A 15,646-nucleotide genomic window follows, 5' to 3' on the forward strand; every position below is an offset into this window, starting at 1 on the left:
CCTGTCACTTGGCGGCCATGCGGATGGCGCCGTCGAGGCGGATCACCTCGCCGTTGAGCATGCTGTTCTCGACGATGTGGCGGACCAGCGCGGCGAATTCGTCGGGGCGGCCCAGGCGCGGCGGGAAGGGCACGCTGGCGCCGAGGGAGTCGCGGACTTCCTGGGGCATGCCGGCCATCATCGGCGTTTCGAAGATGCCGGGGGCGATGGTCATCACGCGGATGCCGTGGCGCGCCAGTTCGCGGGCGATGGGCAGGGTCATGCCGACCACCCCGGCCTTGGACGCCGAATACGCGGCCTGGCCGATCTGCCCGTCGAAGGCCGCCACCGAGGCGGTGTTGACGATGACGCCGCGCTCGCCGCCGGCGTCCGGCTCGTTGCGGGCCATGGCCTCGGCGGCCAGGCGCAGCATGTTGAAGCTGCCCACCAGGTTGATGTTGATGGCCCGGGCGAAGCTGTCCAGGCCGTGCGGGCCATTGCGCCCTAGGACTTTTTCGGCCGGCGCCACGCCGGCGCAGTTGGCCAGCCCGTGCAGCGCGCCGAAGCTTTCCAGCGCGGCTTCCACGGCGGCGCGGCCGTCGGCCTCGCTGGTCACGTCGGTGCGCACGAAGCGCGCCCTGCCCTCGCCCAGCTCGGCCACGCGGGCGGCGCCGGCCTCGGCGTTGACGTCAGCCAGCAGCACGCGGGCGCCGGCCTCCACCAGGGTTTTCGCGGTGGCCGCGCCGAGCCCGGAGCCGCCGCCGGTGATGAGGAATACCTTGTCCTGAATCTGCATGGAATCTCTCCGAATCAGTGCTGCGCGGCCGCGCGTTCGGCCGCCTCTTGTTGCCGGGCTATCTCCTGGTTGCGCAGGAGGAAGCGCTGGATCTTGCCGCTGGGGGTCTTCGGCAGTTCGGCGATGAACTCCACTTCCCGCGGGTAGCTGTGGGCCGACAGGCGCTTGCGCACGTACTGCTGCAGCTCCTCGGCCAGCTCCGGGCTGGGCTGGTGCTGCGGGCAGAGCACCACGTAGGCCTTGACCAGTTCGGTGCGCTCCGGGTCGGGCTTGCCGATCACCGCGGCTTCCATCACCGCCGGGTGCTCGATCAGCGCGCTTTCCACGTCGAACGGGCCGACGCGGTAGCCGGAGGTGGTGATGAGGTCGTCGGAGCGGCCGACGAAGCTGATGCTGCCGTCGGCGTTCAGCTCCACGGTATCGCCACTGAGATAGTAGTCGCCGACGAAGGCCCTGGTTTCCATGCCCTGGTAGCCGGCGAACCACATCAGCGGCGAGCGCTTGCGGTCCATGGCCAGGATGCCGGGCTGGCCGGCGGGCAGTTCCTCGCCGTTCTCGCCCAGCACCACCACGCGGTGGCCGGGGATGGAGTAGCCGGCCGAGCCCAGGTGCACCGGGTGCTGCAGCCCATGGTGGTTGGCCAGGACCATGCCCAGCTCGGTCTGCCCGTAGTGGTCGTGGATGGTCGCCCCCAGGCCCTCGGCGAACCAGCGGATCACCTCCGGGGTCAGCGCCTCGCCAGCGCTGCTCACCGCGCGCAGGCGGCCCTTGAGCTCACGCTCCACCTCGGCGGCCGAGGCCTTGAGCATGCGGTAGGCGGTGGGCGAGCCGGCCAGGTTGGTGATGCCGTACTGGCGGATGATCCGGCAGGTGCTCTCCACCGTGAAGGCGCCTTCGTAGAAGGTGGTGGCGTGGCCCAGGGCCAGCGGGCCGGTGACGGCGTAGTAAAGGCCGTAGGCCCAGCCCGGGTCGGCCAGGTTCCAGAAGCGGTCCTCGGGGCGCAGGTCCACGGCGTCGCGCAGGTAGCCGGTGAACGCCAGGATGGCCTTGAGCGGCACGGCCAGCGGCTTGGCCAGGCCGGTGGTGCCGGAGGTGAACATCAGCAGGAAGGGGTCTTCGCCCGTGCGCAGGACCGGTTCGAATTGCTCGGAGCGGCCTTCCAGGGCACTCCAGAAGTCGAGGTCGCCGGTCGGGATCGCCTGGCCGCCGCTGACGGTGATGATCTGCGGGGCGTTGGGCACTTCGTCGAGCTTGGCGCGGTTGCCGGCGTCGGTGACCAGCACGCGGCTGCCGGCGATGCCCAGGCGGTGCTCGATGGCCTTGGGCCCGAAGGCGGTGAACAGCGGCTGGTAGACCGCGCCGAGGCGCCAGGTGCCGAGGATGGTGACCAGCAGTTCCGGGGTGCGCGGCAGCATGCCGGAGACGCGATCGCCGGGGCGCACGCCCAGGCCATGCAGCAGGTTGGCGAACTGCGCGGACAGGGCCTGCAGCTGGGCGAAGCTGTACTCGGCGCGTTCGCCGTTGCGGCCTTCCCAGTACAGGGCGACGCGCCCGGACGGGGCATGGCGGTCGCAGCATTCGACGCAGGCGTTGAGGGCGTCGAGGCTGCCGGTGAGGGTGTCTCGGGCGGTGGCCGCGTAATCGAATTCGGCAGCGGCGGCGGCATAGGGGCGCATCGCGGAACTCCTGGCTTGTTCTTGTAGGGAGTAGCGGGATGTTCGCGCCGGGCGGTTGCTGCGGCAATGTCGAAAGGGACTTATGTGGATGAGCGGATTGGACAGCGGGGGGATGGGGAGTGGCCGGGGGTGGCGGTGCCTGGGGTTGGCTCCGCCCCCTCACCCCAGCCCTCTCCCGGAGGGAGAGGGAGCCAGTTCGGCGCAAGCTGGAAGTTCTATGTCTGCCGGCCACTCTGGCGCTGCCGGCGAACACCATTCTCACCAACGGCACGGACGGCCCCCTCTCCCTCTGGGAGAGGGCTGGGGTGAGGGAAAGGAATTCCCTCAGCGCCAAAGTTACCGGCAAACACCAAAGCGCCGTTGGAATCAACGCAACCCAGCAACGATCTCCAACGAACGCAAGCGCAGGTCATGGTCGTAGATATCACTAGTGAAGATGATCTCATCCGCCCCAGTCTGCTCGACAAGGATCTCCAGGCGGCTGCGCACCTTCTCCGGGCCGCCGATCACCGCCAGGCCGAAGAAGTTGCCCACCGCCTCCTGCTCGTGGGGCAGCCACAGGCCGGCCATGCGCTCCACCGGCGGCTTCTGCTTCAGGCTTTCGCCGCGGATCAGCGCCAGCACGCGCTGGAACGCGGTGGTCGCCAGGTACTCGGCCTCTTCGTCGGTGGGCGCGGCGATCAGCGGCACGCCGATCATCGCGTAGGGCTGTTCGAGGATGGCCGAGGGCTTGAAGTTCTGCCGGTAGATGCGCAACGCGTCGTGCAGGTAGCGCGGCGCGAAGTGCGAGGCGAAGGCGTAGGGCAGGCCCTTCTCGGCCGCCAGGCGGGCGCTGAACAGGCTGGAACCGAGCAGCCAGATCGGCACCCGCGTGCCCTCGCCGGGGATGGCCAGCAGGCTCTGCTGCGGGCGGCGCGGGCCGAGGAGCATTTCCAGCTCGGCGACCTGCTCGGGGAAGTCTTCGCCGTCGCCGAGCATGCGGTCGCGGCGCAGGGCGCGCATGGTCGCCTGGTCGGCGCCGGGAGCGCGGCCCAGGCCCAGGTCGATGCGCCCCGGGTAGAGGCTGGCGAGGGTGCCGAACTGCTCGGCGATCACCAGCGGCGGGTGGTTGGGCAGCATCACCCCGCCGGAGCCGACGCGGATGCGCGCGGTCTTGCCGGCGATGTGACCGATCAGCACGGCGGTCGCCGAGCTGGCGATGCCGTCCATGTTGTGGTGCTCGGCCAGCCAGTAGCGGGTGAAGCCGAGGCGCTCGACGTGACGAGCCACCTCGACGGCATTGTTCAGCGCTTCGCTGACGGTGCCCTGGTCGCGGATGGGCACCAGGTCGAGCATGGAAAAGGCGGTTTCGGACAGGGACTTCATGGAGGCTCCGGTCAGGGCCCGCGCGGCAGATGCGCGGGCGTGGCTTTGAGCCGGACTCTAACCACATGCCTGGCGCATGACCACGCGTCGGCGTCGATAGTCATCATGCCGCGCAGTGATGAAAGCCCCCTGCCCCGCCCTTCAGGCCGCCGCCGACACGCCGTCCAGGCGGTGGAACAGGCGGTTGAAGTACACCAGGCTGTCGCCCTGCTCGCGCACCGCGGCGCGCTCCAGCTCGACGAACAGCACCGAGTGCGAGCCGACTTCCTTGCACTCGCTGATGCGCCCTTCCAGGGTGACCAGGGCGTCGCGCAGCACCGGCACGCCGGCGCAGCCCTCTTCCCACAGGGCCGAGGCGAAGCGCTCCGCCATCGGCACCTGTGTCATGCCGGCGAAGTGCCGGGCCAGTTCCTCCTGCTCGCCACGCAGCACGTTGATGCACAGGTGGCCGTTGGCGCGGAAGGGTTCGTGGCTGGCGCTGCCGCGGTTGATGCACACCAGCACCGTGGGCGGCGAGTCGGTGACCGAGCAGACCGCGCTGGCGGTGATGCCGCAGCGCCCGCCGGGGCCGTCGCTGGTGATGATGTTCACCGCGGCGGGCAGCCGCGCCATGGCGTTGCGGAAGTCGATCTGGGTCTGGCTCAGGTTGTTCATGGCACGCCCTTGTGGCCGGTTGTCGATGCTTGCCAATCTACGGCGCCGCGGCCAGGCGCGGTATCCAGGCGAATCCCATGGCGGCGGTGGCTGGCCTTTAGTCGACTAGGGGGTTTCTTTATCGCCAGCCCGGCGCCGCCTGGGTATGCTGGCCCCTGGGCGCCTGCGCGCCCGCCCGTGCGTGCCGCAGCGAAGACTGCGAGCCAGACCTAATAAGAAGAACCGTGGCAGTGCCCTGATGGATACCCGCAAACCCGTTGTTTACATCGTCGACGACGACAAGGACCTGCGCACCTCGCTGGCCTGGCTCCTGGAGTCGGTCAGCATCCAGGCGCAGTGCTTCGCCGGCGCCGAGGAATTCCTCGCCCACTACGACCCCGGCAGCCCCGCCTGCCTCGTGCTCGACGTGCGCATGCCGGAAACCAGCGGCTTCCAGCTGCAGGCCATGCTCAACGAGCGCGGCGCGGCGCTGCCGATCATCTTCGTCTCGGCCCACGGCGACATTCCCATGTCGGTGCAGGCGATGAAGAACGGCGCGCTGGATTTCGTCGAGAAGCCCTACAACCCGCAGCAGATGCTGGAGCGCATCCAGGCCGCGCTGAAAGCCGCGGTGCAGGTGCACGCCGGCGCCGAGCAGAAGCGCCAGCTGCAGCAGCGCCTGGACCTGCTCACCGGGCGCGAGCGCGAGGTGCTGGGCATGGTGATCGACGGTAAGGCCAGCAAGGTGATCGCCCGCGAGCTGAACATCAGCGTGAAGACGGTGGATGTGCACCGCACCAAGATCAAGGAGAAGATGGGGGTTTCCAGTATTGCGCTATTGGTGCGGGAGGTTTTGGATCTGGGGGTGCCGTAGGGGGCTTCGGGGCTTTTCCTGTAGGAGCGAGCTTGCTCGCGAACGGGAGGCTGCCGGCGGCATTGGTGCTTTGGGTTGACTCCGCCCCTCTCCCCAGCCCTCTCCCTGAAGGGAGAGGGGGCTAGTCCGTGCCGAGAAAGATGATGGTTTCCGCCGGAAGCCACCGCGCTAGCCGGCTGACTCCAGAACATCCAAGCACACCGAACAGCCCCCTCTCCCTTCAGGGAGAGGGGGCTTGTCCGTGCCGAGAAAGATGATGGTTTCCGGCGGAAATCTCTGCGCTAGCCGGCTAACGCCATAACTTCAAACCCTGCCCAACGGTCCCCTCTCCCTTCAGGGAGAGGGTTAGGGAGAGGGCGCTCTGCGGGACAAACACCATAGGCCCGGTTGAAGCACCGTTCGCGAGCAAGCTCGCTCCTACGAAGAGAAGAGCAGGTGTCAGAGGTCGAGCACCAACCGCGCCGACCTGGCCCGCGAAACGCAGGCGCAAATCTGCCTGTTCGAAGCCTTCTCCTTGCTCGACAGGCAGTTGTCCCGATGCTCCGGCTCGCCTTCCAGCACTTCCACGATGCAGGTGCCGCAGATGCCTTCGCGGCATTCGGTGTCGATGTCGCAGCCGTGGGCCTGGAGCACGTCTACCAGGCTGGCGTCGGCCGGCACTTGCAGCACCACTCCGCTGCTGGCCAGCTCCACCTCGAAGCCGCCAGCCGGGGCGGCGTTGGCAGCCGGGTCGGCCTGGAAGTGTTCCAGGTGGATGGCGTCTTCGCTGCGGCTGCGCTTGGCGACGTCCACCACCTTGTTCATGAACGGCGCCGGGCCGCAGGTGTAGACGTGGGCCGCTGCCGGGGCGCGTGCCAGGCTGGCGGCCAGCTCGGCTTCGAGGTCGGCCGGCTCCACGCCGTAGTGGAATTCCACCTTGCCGGTGAACACCGGGCTGGACAGCAGTTCGACGAAGGCCGCGTGCTCCGGCGAGCGGGCGAAATAGTGCAGCACGTAGGGCTCGCCCCGGGCGTTGAGCTTGTAGGCCATGCTCAGCAGCGGCGTCACGCCGATGCCGGCGGCGAACATCACGTGCTCGCGGGCTTCCGCGGCCAGGCGGAACAGGTTGCGCGGGGCGCCCATTTCCAGCTCCATGCCCTCTTCGACCTGCTCGTGCAGGGCCGCGGAGCCACCGCGGGAGGCGGCTTCCTTCTTCACCGCCACCAGGTAGGCGGCGCGGTCTTCCGGCGGGCTGCACAGGGAGTACTGGCGGGTCACCCCGGTGGGGCCGGTGACGTCGACGTGGGCGCCCGGCTCGTAGGCGTCGAACGGCTGGCCGTCGCTGCGTACGAGGCGGAAGGAACGGATGTCCAGGGCTTCGTCGACGATCCTTTCGATTCTTACCTTCATCATTGTTGTTACCTGCAAGGCGTGGTGTATTGATGGGCTCGGCACCCTCTCCCCGGCCCTCGCCTACGCGGCCTGCCCTGAAGGGAGAGGGGGTTGTACGGTGTGTACTGGGAGTCCTGCGTAAACCTCAGCGCATGAACAGGCCGCCGTTGATGTCCCAGCAGGCGCCGGTCACCGAACTGGCGTTGTCGGCGACCAGCAGCAGCACACTGTCGGCGACGTAGTCCGGATCGCCCAGGCGGCCCACCGGGATGGTCTTGAGGATCTGCTCCAGGCGCTCCGGGGCCACCGTCTCGCGCACCACCGGCAGGTCCAGCGGGCCCGGGGAGATGCTGTTGACGGTGACGCCGGCCGGCGCCAGCTCGCGGGCGAAGACCTTGGTCAGCGTCGCCACGCCGCCCTTGGCCGCGGCGTAGTGGCCGCCGGTGGCGGTGCCGCCGTTCTGCCCGGCCAGCGAGGCGATGTTGACGATGCGGCCGAAGCCGCGCGCGGCAAAGTGCGCGCCGAACACCTGGCAGGCGACGAAGGTGCCGCGCAGGTTCACCGCCAGCGAGGCGTCGAACTCCTCCGGGGTGATATCCATCAGCGCGGCGACCCTGGACACCCCGGCGTTGTTCACCAGGATGTCGCAGCCGCCCCACTTGGCCTGCAACAAGTCGCGGGCGCGTTCGAAGTCGGCCTTCTCGCGCACGTCCAGTTCCACCGCCAGCACGCTGGCGCCGCTGGGGTCGAGTTCATCGGCCAGGCGCTGGGCGTCGCCCAGGCGCACGTCGGCCAGGGCCACGCGGTAGCCGGCGCCGTGCAGGCGCCGGGCGATGCATTCGCCGAGGCCGCGCGAGGCCCCGGTGACGAGTGCGGTACGGGTCATGGCTGCATCCTCAGAGCAGGAAGCCGATGGCGCCCAGGGCGTCCTGGGCGTTGATCAGGCGCACCACCTTGCGCTCCAGGCGCGGGCCTTCGGCGGCGAAGCGGATGCGGTGCTCCAGGTCGGCGACGAAGGGCGTGTGCACGCCGCGCTTATAGGCGTAGAGGATCTGCGCCGAATGCACTTCGACGAGATCGCCGGCGGCCTCCACCAGGCGGAAGCGCGACACCGTGCGCACGGTCTTCGCCGAATCCACCGCCGAGGGCGAGAAACCGGCGCTCAGGCGCTCGATGCGCAGGGCGCGCATGCGCGCGTCGTCGAAGGCGTAGTTGAGGCTGGCAGCGAAGTCGTCGCCCTCGGCGTCGATGGGTACCACGTAGATGCCCTCCTCGCTCCACAATCCGCTCCACTGCGCGTAGTCCTTGCGGTCGAGCAGCTCGGCCTCGCGCCAGATGAATTCGATGGCCTTGGCCAGCGGGCCGGAGAAGCCGTTCAGGGTGTCGTTGCTCATTGGCTCATCATCCTCTTCCACATTTGGTAGGCTTCGCGCATGCCACCTTCGTCAGTGGCGTGGGAAACCTTGTCGCCGTTCTCGGCCACGACTTCGCGGTTCAGCCCGCGGTTGACCAGGATCGGCGCCTCGGGGCCGGCGTAGGAGCCGCGCTGCACGCGGTCCCAGGCCTCGGCGTCGTCCGGGCTGCCGAAGCCGAACGGGCCCTGGAAGTGCTCGTGGATGCGCAGGCGCTCGCGGTTGGCGATCTCCGGGCCGCCGTCCATCCCCAAGGCGACGTGGCGGATTTCCGTCTCGGTGACCGAGACCGGGCGCAGCACGCGGAAGAACGACATGGACATGGCCACGTTGGGGAACAGGTTGAGGTTGAAGCCGGCGCCGTGCAGCGAGCGGACGATGCGCCGTACCTGTGCAGGCTCCATGGTCTTCGACAGTTCCTCGGTGACGTGGGCGAAGCGCTCCTGCAGCTGCTCGGTGCCATCGTCGTGGTCGAGGTCGACGTGCTCGGGGACCATCACCATCACGCTGTGGCCGTTGCCCAGGGCGTGGGTCACCGCCTGCGGGTCGGTCATGAACGAGAGCATCTCGCTGGTCTCGTCGTCCACCGAGGACATCCACGACTTGTGCACGATGGGGAAGTGGTAGCCGTCGGTGGTGTTCTCCAGCTGGATCTTCCAGTTGCCCTTGAAGGTGAACTTGTGTTCGCCCTGGACCTTGATCGGGAAGCCGGCGCCCTGCTTCATGAACAGGTCCATCCAGTGCTTCGCCCCGCCGAGGAAGTCCTCCAGCGGCTCGATGTCGGCGTCGTAGCTGGCGAAGATCATGCCGGCGTAGCTTTCCACCCGCAGGCTGGTCAGCGGCAGCTCGGCCTTGTCGAGGATGTCCTCGTAGCCGTCCGGGTACGGCAGCGCGCGCAGCTTGCCGTCCAGCCCGTAGGACCAGCTGTGGTACGGGCAGGTGAAGCCGGTGGCGTTGCCCTTGTGCTTTTCGCAGACGGTGGCGCCGCGGTGGCGGCAGCGGTTTTCCAGGACGTTGACCTGGCCCTTCTTGTCGCGCACCACGATGACCGGGCGGCGGCCGATCATCGTGGTCTTGAAGTCGCCGGGGTTGCGCACTTCGCTGTCGTGGGCGACCCACACCCAGGTGCGGTAGAAGATTTTCTCCAGCTCGGCCTCGAACAGCGCCGGGTCGTGGTACAGCGATACGTCGACGCGGTCGGATTGGACCAGTTGCTCGGGGCTGCCCGTCTTGGCGATCAGCCGGTATTCAGGGGCGCTCATGGGTGTCTCCTCATGCCATTTTCTTGTTCGTCGGCCGCTCGGCGGCCAATGCCTGTTCCAGCTGCGCGCCGAAGGCGCAGACGCGTTCGTCGTCGCCCTTGCGGCCGACGATCTGCAGGCCGACCTTGAGGCCGCCGTGCTCCAGCTCCACCGGCACGCTCAGCGCCGGGTGGCCGCTGAGGTTGAAGGGGCGGACCAGGGAGGTCAGCGCCGCCACGCTCTTGCCGCTGCGCGCATCGCTGAGCAGCGGCGGCAGGCTGGCCAGGGTCGGCAGCAGCAGGATTTCGTAATCGTCCAGGGCGGAGTCGATGGCGCGGGTGAAGCTCGCGCGCACGCCTTCGGCCTCGGCCAGCTGCGCGGCGCTGGTGCGCCCGGCGGCGAGCAGGCGCTGCTCGACGTCGGCGCCCAGCAGGCCCTTGCCGGTGAATTGCCCCAGCGCCGCCCAGTTCTCGTGGTTGATGACGACGAGGCCGGCCTCGAAGGCCGCCTCGAACTCGCCCAGGTAGAGGCTCGCCCGGCGCCAGCCGGCGCGGTCGGCGGCGGCGCCCAGGCAGGCCTGGATGTGCGGGTCGGCGGGCACTTCGAGGAAGGCCACGCGGGCGTTGGCGCCGGGCAGGTTCACGGCGCCGAAGCCGGGGCAGAGCACCTGCATGGCGGCGACGAGGTCGGCCATGTTCGCGGCGAACGGCCCGACGCAATCCAGGCTGCTGTGTTCCGGGTGTACGCCCGCGCGGCTGACGCGGCCGAAGCTCGGCTTGAGCCCGGCCACGCCGCAGCAGGCCGCCGGCACCCGCACCGAGCCGCCGGTGTCGGTGCCCAGGGCGATATCGGCCAGGCCCGCGCCGACCGCCGCGGCAGAGCCGCTGGACGAGCCGCCGGGCACGCGCTCCGGCGCCTGCGGATTGCGCGGCGTGCCGCTCCAGTCGTTGATGCCGGTGACGCCGAAGGCCAGCTCGTGCAGGTTGGTCTTGCCGACGATGCGCCAGCCGGCGTCCAGCACCCGCTGCACCACTTCGGCGTGGTGTTGCGCGGGCGCGCTGTCGGCCAATGCGCGGCTGCCGCAGCGCGTCGGATGGCCGGCGATGTCGATGGTGTCCTTGACGGCGACGCGCTTGCCGGCGCCGCCCAGCTCGAATTCACTGACGAAGATGCTCATGCCTCGCCCTCCGCGAGTGCGCCCAGCGGCATGGCCAGCAGCCGCCGGGTACGGAAATGGGTGATCTGCCAGGCCTCGCCGACGCGGCGGAAGTCCAGGTTCAGGCGGGTGCCGAACAGCTCGCTGCGGCCGTCGACATAGGTCGACAGTTGCTGCATCAGCCACTGGCCGCGCGCGGTGTCGCCGCCCTCCCCGACCTCGATCGACTCGCTGCCGAGGAAGTGCAGGTTGAGCGCGAAGTGCTCGGCCGGCGGCAGGTAGCCGGCGACGAACGCCGCCACCGCCGCACGCCCTTCATGGCGGCCGAAGCTCTGCCCGGCGCGGGCGCCCAGGCCTTCCCAGACGGCGTCCTCGGCGAACAGACCGGCCAGCTCGGCTTGCAGCGCCAGGCTGTCGCGCGGGACGTCGCAGAGGTCCATGTAGCGCGCCATCAAACGGCGCACCGCAGCCTCGCCTTCAAGGCGCGCCAGGCGTGCTTGCAACTGCTCCAGGGCCTGGCCCATGGCTCAGCTCCGCGCCGCTTCGGGGATGCTCAGCGGGCGGCCGACGCGGGCCTCGATCCGGGCGTACTTCCACAGGCTGTACTGGCCGACCTGCACGGTGCGGAACAGGTTGCAGGCGTCGACCACGGTCTGGTGGCAGTCGACGTCGGCCATGATGTAGACGGTCCAGGGCGCGGTGTTGGAGGCGCCGACCATCAGGCGGTCGTCGTCGAGCACGCCGAGCACGTTCATGCCGGGCAGCGCGCCCAGTTCGCCCAGCATCTGGCTGAAGCCCTTCCAGACGCTGATGCCTTCGCCGGTGGGCAGGTCGAAGAAGTTCTGCGTGATGCCGATGCAGAACAGCACGCGCATGGGTTCGGCGGTGGGTCGGGTCATGGTTTCTTGTCCTTGTGGTCGATCAGAGGTAGCCGGGGAACGGCGGCACATCGAGCAGCACGGAGCCTGCGCCGTCGTACATGCCGTCGCTGAGGAAGGCGTGCTGGGTCACCACCATGGCGTCGCGCAGGTAGCGCTGCAGCGGGTGGCGCAGGTAGATGGCGGTGGTGCCGGCCAGGGCGTAGGCGCGCTGCACCACCTCGGCGCCGGCGCGGGACACGTGCACGGCGGACAGGCGCAGCAGGCTGACCTGCTCGGGCGTCACGGCATTGCCGGCGAGGATCGATTCCCAGACCTGCCCGGTGGCGTCGTAGAAGAAGCCGCGCGCGGCGTGCAGCTGCGCCTCGGCCTTGCCCAGCTCGATGCGCACGTAGGCGCGGTCGGCCAGTCTGGGCGCGCCGGTCACGCCGCTGCCGGAGGCCATGCGGGCGATCTCGTCGAGGGCGGCGCGGGCCAGGCCGAGGTTGACCACCGCCAGCACCTGGGCGGCGTAGGCGATGGTCGGGTAGCGGTACAGCGGCTCGTCGATGCTGCTCTGGCCGCCGCGGATGAAGGTCCAGGCGTCGGGCACGAAGGCCTTGTCCAGGCGCAGATCGTGGCTGCCGGTGCCCTTCAGGCCGACCACCTCCCAGTTCTCGACGATTTCCACGTCGCGGGCCCGCAGCAGCGCGGTGCGCGGCTTGCCGCCGGGGCCGCCGAGGCCGATGCCGACGCCGAGCACGTCGGCGCCCTTGCAGCCGCTGGCGAACTTCCAGGTGCCGCTGACGCGCCAGCCGCCTTCCACCTGCTCGGCCGGCTGGATCGGGAACAGGCCGCCGGCGAACACCAGGTCCGGGCCGTCGGCGTACAGCTCGGCCAGGGTCTCGCGCGGCAGCGCGGTGAGGTAGGTGCTGGCGCTGCCGAAGCTGGCCACCCAGCCGGCGGAGCCGTCGGCCTCGGCGATGCGCTCGATCAGGCGCAGGAACTCGGCCGGCGGCAGCGCGTCGCCGCCGAAGCAGCGCGGGGTGGCGGAGCGGTAGATGCCGGCTTCGATGAAGCGCTCGATCATGTCGCGCGGCACGTGGGAGCGGGCATCGAACTCGTCGCGGCGCTGGCGGACCTCGTCGAGCACCTGCTCGAACAGGCTGGCACGGCTGGCGAGGGGCGAATCTGTGGCGGCGGCGGCTGAACGCGGCATGGGCGTCTCCCTGTGTTCTTGTGGGCCGGCCGTCCGGTGGGAGCCGGCGGCCGTCGATGGGGCCCAGTGTAGGGAGCGTGCCGAGCGGGCCTCTATTGGGGCGTGCCGCCCGCGCGCTAAAGGAATCCCCTAGTGCCCGCCGGGTTGTTTCCTAGCGCCGACGCGCTAGGCTGCGCGCTATAAAAGCCGTGCCCCGCGTCCGGGAACGCGCATCGCCAAGAGTTGCCCGCCATGTTCCAGCCTGCCGAAACCGACTTCCACGCGCTCATCGAGGCCATGCCGCTGTGCATCCTGCTGCACGACGCGCAGACCAAGGAGATCCTCTGGGCCAACAGCGCCGCGCTGCAGGCCCTGGGCTTCAGCCTGGAGGAACTGGTGCCGCTGAAGGCCCCGGACATGACCAACCCGGCGCCCAAGTACCGCCGTTCCATCGGCCTGCGCTGGCTGGAGGGCGCGGCGCGCACCGGGCAGCGCGCCATCGAGTGGTGCTACCGCTCCAAGCAGGGCGTGGACATCCTTTCCGAGGCGACCGCCACCCTGGTCCACCTGGCCGAGCGCGACGTGCTGATGGTGCAGTTCCGCGACATTTCCAAGGAAGACAAGGTCAAGCGCGAGCTGAAGCGCACCGAAAGCCGGCTGAAGGCCTTCATGCAGGACCTGGCCGAAGGCGTGGCGGTGCTCGGCCCCGACGGCGACATCCGCTTCATCAGCGATTCCGCCCTGGCCCTGCTGGGCGCCGCGGACCGCCGTCACCTGGGGCGCAACTTCCTCGACGCCTGCGACGAGAAATCCCGCCAGCGCCTGCTCCAGCACCTCTCGCGCACGCCGCCCAGCCGTGAGCCCTACAGCGTCGGCTACCACCTGCGCCGTTGCGACGGCGACTGGCGCTGGCACCACGCCACCTGCCGCTACATCGAGATCGAGGACGACCTCAAGGGCCACCTGCTGCTGTTCCGTGACGTCAGCGAGCAGGTGCACGCCGAGGAGGCCCGCCGGCAGAGCGAGCAGAAGCTGGAATACCTGGCGCGCTACAACGCCATGGGCGAGATGGCCGTGGCCATCGCCCACGAGCTGAGCCAGCCGCTGGCGGCCACGCGCAACTTCATCGAGGGCTCGGTGATCCGCCTCGGCCAGCAGGGCGAGGTCGAGCCGAACGTGGCCTGGGGCCTGGACAGCGCGGTGCGGCAGATCGAGCACGCCTCTGAGATCATCAAGAGCGTGCGCGAGTACGTGGTGCGCCTGGAGCAGGCCGAGCAGTGCGTCGACCTCAACGAGCTGCTGGCCGACGCCCGCTACTTCATCGACCTCAAGGGCCAGCCGGCCGGCGTGCGCCTGGAGCTGGCGCCCTGCGCCGAGGCGCTGCCGGTGAGCTGCGAGAAGGTGCTGATCGGCCAGGTGATCCTCAACCTGGCCTTCAACGCCATCGAGGAGATGGCCGAGCTGCCCGCCGAGCGCCGCCGGCTGCGCATCCACACCCGCCGCGAGGGCGACAGCGCCCTGCTCTGCGTCGAGGACCGCGGCCGCGGCATCGACGCCGGCGCGCGTGAGCGGCTGTTCGACGGCTTCTTCAGTTCCAAGGTCAGCGGCAACGGCATCGGCCTTGCGCTGTGCCGCAACATCGTCTCGCGCCACCGCGGCGACATCTGGGCGCAGAACGTCGAGCCCCACGGCGCCATGTTCTGCATCGCCCTGCCCTGCGTGAAGCCCGCCGACCAACGGTAGGGCGCGCCGCGCGAATCCCGCCGATGCTTGCCCTGGCACGCCGGCACAAGCCCTGTCAGGGACAGACAAGGGCTTGGCACGCAGAACAAGGCAGCACCGGGCAACGCCGGGCAGACTAGGGCTGCAGTCTTCTGTCCACACCGGTCCGCGGTCCGACCATCCAATAAAATCGAGGGAGCCACCCCCCATGCGAATAACCAGGATCCTTGCTCGTACCACGCTGGCGCTAGGCGTCTCGCTGGCCGCCGTCGGCGGCGCATTCGCCGACCTGCCGCCGGAGACCGTCGGCCAGACGACCCTGCCGTTCCCGCCGGACCCGCACCGCGCCTACGTCGTCGACGTGGAGTTCGACAGCTTCGTGACCGGCCGCGTGACCGTGGTGGACCCGGCGCAGAAGAAGATGCTCGGCATGGTCAGCACCGGCTTCGCCGCGCCCTCGACCCTCAGCCACGACCAGCGCACCCTGTACACCGCCGACCTGTACTACTCGCGCGGCACCCGCGGCACCCGCACCGACGTGCTGACCGCCTGGGACACCTCCACCCTGTCGCCGTCCTGGGAAGTGGTGATCCCCAGCAAGCGTTCCGAATCCCTGACCCAGCGCTACGGCCTGGCGGTCAGCGGCGACGACCGCTTCGCCTACGTCTACAACTTCACCCCGTCCACCTCGGTGACCGTGGTCGACACCCAGGCCAAGGCGGTGACCGCCGAGATCGCCATCCCCGGCTGCGTGCTCAACTACCCGGTGGGCAAGCGCGCCTTCGCCTCGCTGTGCGGCGACGGCAGCGTGCAGCTGGTGACCCTCGGCGAAGACGGCAAGGAAACCGCCCGCAGCCGCACGCCGTTCTTCGACCCGAACAAAGAGAAGCTGGTGGAGCGCGCCATCAACGATGGCGAGACCTACTACTTCACCACCACCGAGGGCGTCATCCACGCCATCGATTTCGCAGGCCCGCAGCCCAAGGTGCTGCCGACCTGGTCGCTGGTCACCGACGCCGAACGCAAGGCCGGCTGGGCCCCCGGCGGCTGGCAGGAACTGGCCCTGGCGCCGAAGCTGAACCGCCTGTACGTGCTGATGCACGACCAGCACGAGCCGATGAAGTGGGAAGACCCGAGCACCGACATCTGGGTCTACGATCTGAAGACGCAGAAGAAGATCGGCACCCTCAGCGCCCCGGCCCCGGTCTGGAGCATGACCGCCACCAGCGACGACGCCCCGCTGCTGTACGGCGCCAACGTCGAAGGCGGCCTGGAGATCTTCGACCTGAAGGCCGGCAAGCACACCGGCACCGTGGAAAAGATCGCCAAGACCGCCACCCAGGTCCTGACCCACTGACAGAGGCAC

General features: G+C 69.3%; 15 protein-coding genes. 3 read left to right on the forward strand and 12 right to left on the reverse strand.

From position 1 onward, the window contains the following. Positions 1 to 4: 4 nt before the first annotated feature. The 4 genes from ACTWJ5_RS17385 to hpaC all read right to left on the reverse strand — a co-directional run bounded on the left by ACTWJ5_RS17385 (position 5) and on the right by hpaC (position 4,470). Positions 5 to 775, reverse strand: coding sequence for a 3-hydroxyacyl-CoA dehydrogenase (locus ACTWJ5_RS17385; protein WP_301502625.1), 771 nt, complete (start codon positions 773 to 775; stop codon positions 5 to 7). 14 nt (positions 776 to 789) lie between these two features. Next, positions 790 to 2,451 carry an acyl-CoA synthetase gene (locus ACTWJ5_RS17390; protein ID WP_444436192.1) on the reverse strand — a complete coding sequence of 554 codons (1,662 nt, stop codon included), beginning with the start codon at positions 2,449 to 2,451 and terminating at the stop codon, positions 790 to 792. A gap of 366 nt (positions 2,452 to 2,817) precedes the next feature. Continuing rightward, positions 2,818 to 3,816, reverse strand: a complete 999-nt coding sequence (locus ACTWJ5_RS17395; protein ID WP_444436193.1) for an LLM class flavin-dependent oxidoreductase — start codon at positions 3,814 to 3,816, stop codon at positions 2,818 to 2,820. A 141-nt stretch (positions 3,817 to 3,957) separates the two neighbouring features. Continuing rightward, positions 3,958 to 4,470 carry a 4-hydroxyphenylacetate 3-monooxygenase, reductase component gene (gene hpaC, locus ACTWJ5_RS17400; RefSeq protein WP_043314882.1) on the reverse strand — a complete coding sequence of 171 codons (513 nt, stop codon included), beginning with the start codon at positions 4,468 to 4,470 and terminating at the stop codon, positions 3,958 to 3,960. A gap of 238 nt (positions 4,471 to 4,708) precedes the next feature. Between hpaC and ACTWJ5_RS17405 the strand changes: the two genes are divergently transcribed. Then, positions 4,709 to 5,323 carry a response regulator transcription factor gene (locus ACTWJ5_RS17405; protein ID WP_058489551.1) on the forward strand — a complete coding sequence of 205 codons (615 nt, stop codon included), beginning with the start codon at positions 4,709 to 4,711 and terminating at the stop codon, positions 5,321 to 5,323. Positions 5,324 to 5,761: 438 nt separating this feature from the next. On the opposite strand, the gene ACTWJ5_RS17410 is transcribed toward ACTWJ5_RS17405, so the two are convergent. The 8 genes from ACTWJ5_RS17410 to ACTWJ5_RS17445 all read right to left on the reverse strand — a co-directional run bounded on the left by ACTWJ5_RS17410 (position 5,762) and on the right by ACTWJ5_RS17445 (position 12,579). Beyond that, positions 5,762 to 6,715 carry a PDR/VanB family oxidoreductase gene (locus tag ACTWJ5_RS17410; protein ID WP_444436194.1) on the reverse strand — a complete coding sequence of 318 codons (954 nt, stop codon included), beginning with the start codon at positions 6,713 to 6,715 and terminating at the stop codon, positions 5,762 to 5,764. A 124-nt stretch (positions 6,716 to 6,839) separates the two neighbouring features. Then, positions 6,840 to 7,580: an SDR family NAD(P)-dependent oxidoreductase gene (locus tag ACTWJ5_RS17415; protein ID WP_074979275.1), complete on the reverse strand. Its 741-nt coding sequence runs from the start codon at positions 7,578 to 7,580 to the stop codon at positions 6,840 to 6,842. Positions 7,581 to 7,590: 10 nt separating this feature from the next. Next, positions 7,591 to 8,088 carry an aromatic-ring-hydroxylating dioxygenase subunit beta gene (locus ACTWJ5_RS17420; protein ID WP_043272669.1) on the reverse strand — a complete coding sequence of 166 codons (498 nt, stop codon included), beginning with the start codon at positions 8,086 to 8,088 and terminating at the stop codon, positions 7,591 to 7,593. Further along, complete coding sequence (locus tag ACTWJ5_RS17425) at positions 8,085 to 9,368, reverse strand: aromatic ring-hydroxylating oxygenase subunit alpha (RefSeq protein ID WP_249916749.1); 1,284 nt, start codon at positions 9,366 to 9,368, stop codon at positions 8,085 to 8,087. Before ACTWJ5_RS17425 ends, ACTWJ5_RS17420 begins: the two co-directional genes overlap by 4 nt. 10 nt (positions 9,369 to 9,378) lie before the next feature. Continuing rightward, the gene (locus tag ACTWJ5_RS17430) at positions 9,379 to 10,524 is read right to left on the reverse strand and encodes an amidase (protein ID WP_444436195.1); all 1,146 of its coding nucleotides are present in this window, start codon (positions 10,522 to 10,524) and stop codon (positions 9,379 to 9,381) included. Further along, entirely contained in the window at positions 10,521 to 11,027 is a 507-nt protein-coding gene (locus ACTWJ5_RS17435; protein ID WP_301502637.1) for a nuclear transport factor 2 family protein, read from the reverse strand. Before ACTWJ5_RS17435 ends, ACTWJ5_RS17430 begins: the two co-directional genes overlap by 4 nt. Before the next feature lie 3 nt (positions 11,028 to 11,030). Continuing rightward, on the reverse strand, positions 11,031 to 11,402 hold the full coding sequence (locus tag ACTWJ5_RS17440) for a hypothetical protein (protein WP_009622212.1): 372 nt from the start codon (positions 11,400 to 11,402) through the stop codon (positions 11,031 to 11,033). 22 nt (positions 11,403 to 11,424) lie between these two features. Next, positions 11,425 to 12,579 (reverse strand): acyl-CoA dehydrogenase family protein, encoded by a 1,155-nt coding sequence (locus ACTWJ5_RS17445; RefSeq protein ID WP_058072464.1) that lies wholly within the window; start codon positions 12,577 to 12,579, stop codon positions 11,425 to 11,427. A gap of 231 nt (positions 12,580 to 12,810) precedes the next feature. Between ACTWJ5_RS17445 and ACTWJ5_RS17450 the strand changes: the two genes are divergently transcribed. Next, positions 12,811 to 14,301 carry an ATP-binding protein gene (locus tag ACTWJ5_RS17450; RefSeq protein ID WP_444436196.1) on the forward strand — a complete coding sequence of 497 codons (1,491 nt, stop codon included), beginning with the start codon at positions 12,811 to 12,813 and terminating at the stop codon, positions 14,299 to 14,301. Positions 14,302 to 14,488: 187 nt separating this feature from the next. After that, positions 14,489 to 15,637 (forward strand): amine dehydrogenase large subunit, encoded by a 1,149-nt coding sequence (locus ACTWJ5_RS17455; RefSeq protein WP_116423429.1) that lies wholly within the window; start codon positions 14,489 to 14,491, stop codon positions 15,635 to 15,637. The last annotated feature ends 9 nt before the right edge of the window (positions 15,638 to 15,646 follow it).

Source organism: Pseudomonas sp. A6 (assembly GCF_052367875.1).
Lineage (GTDB): Bacteria > Pseudomonadota > Gammaproteobacteria > Pseudomonadales > Pseudomonadaceae > Pseudomonas > Pseudomonas citronellolis.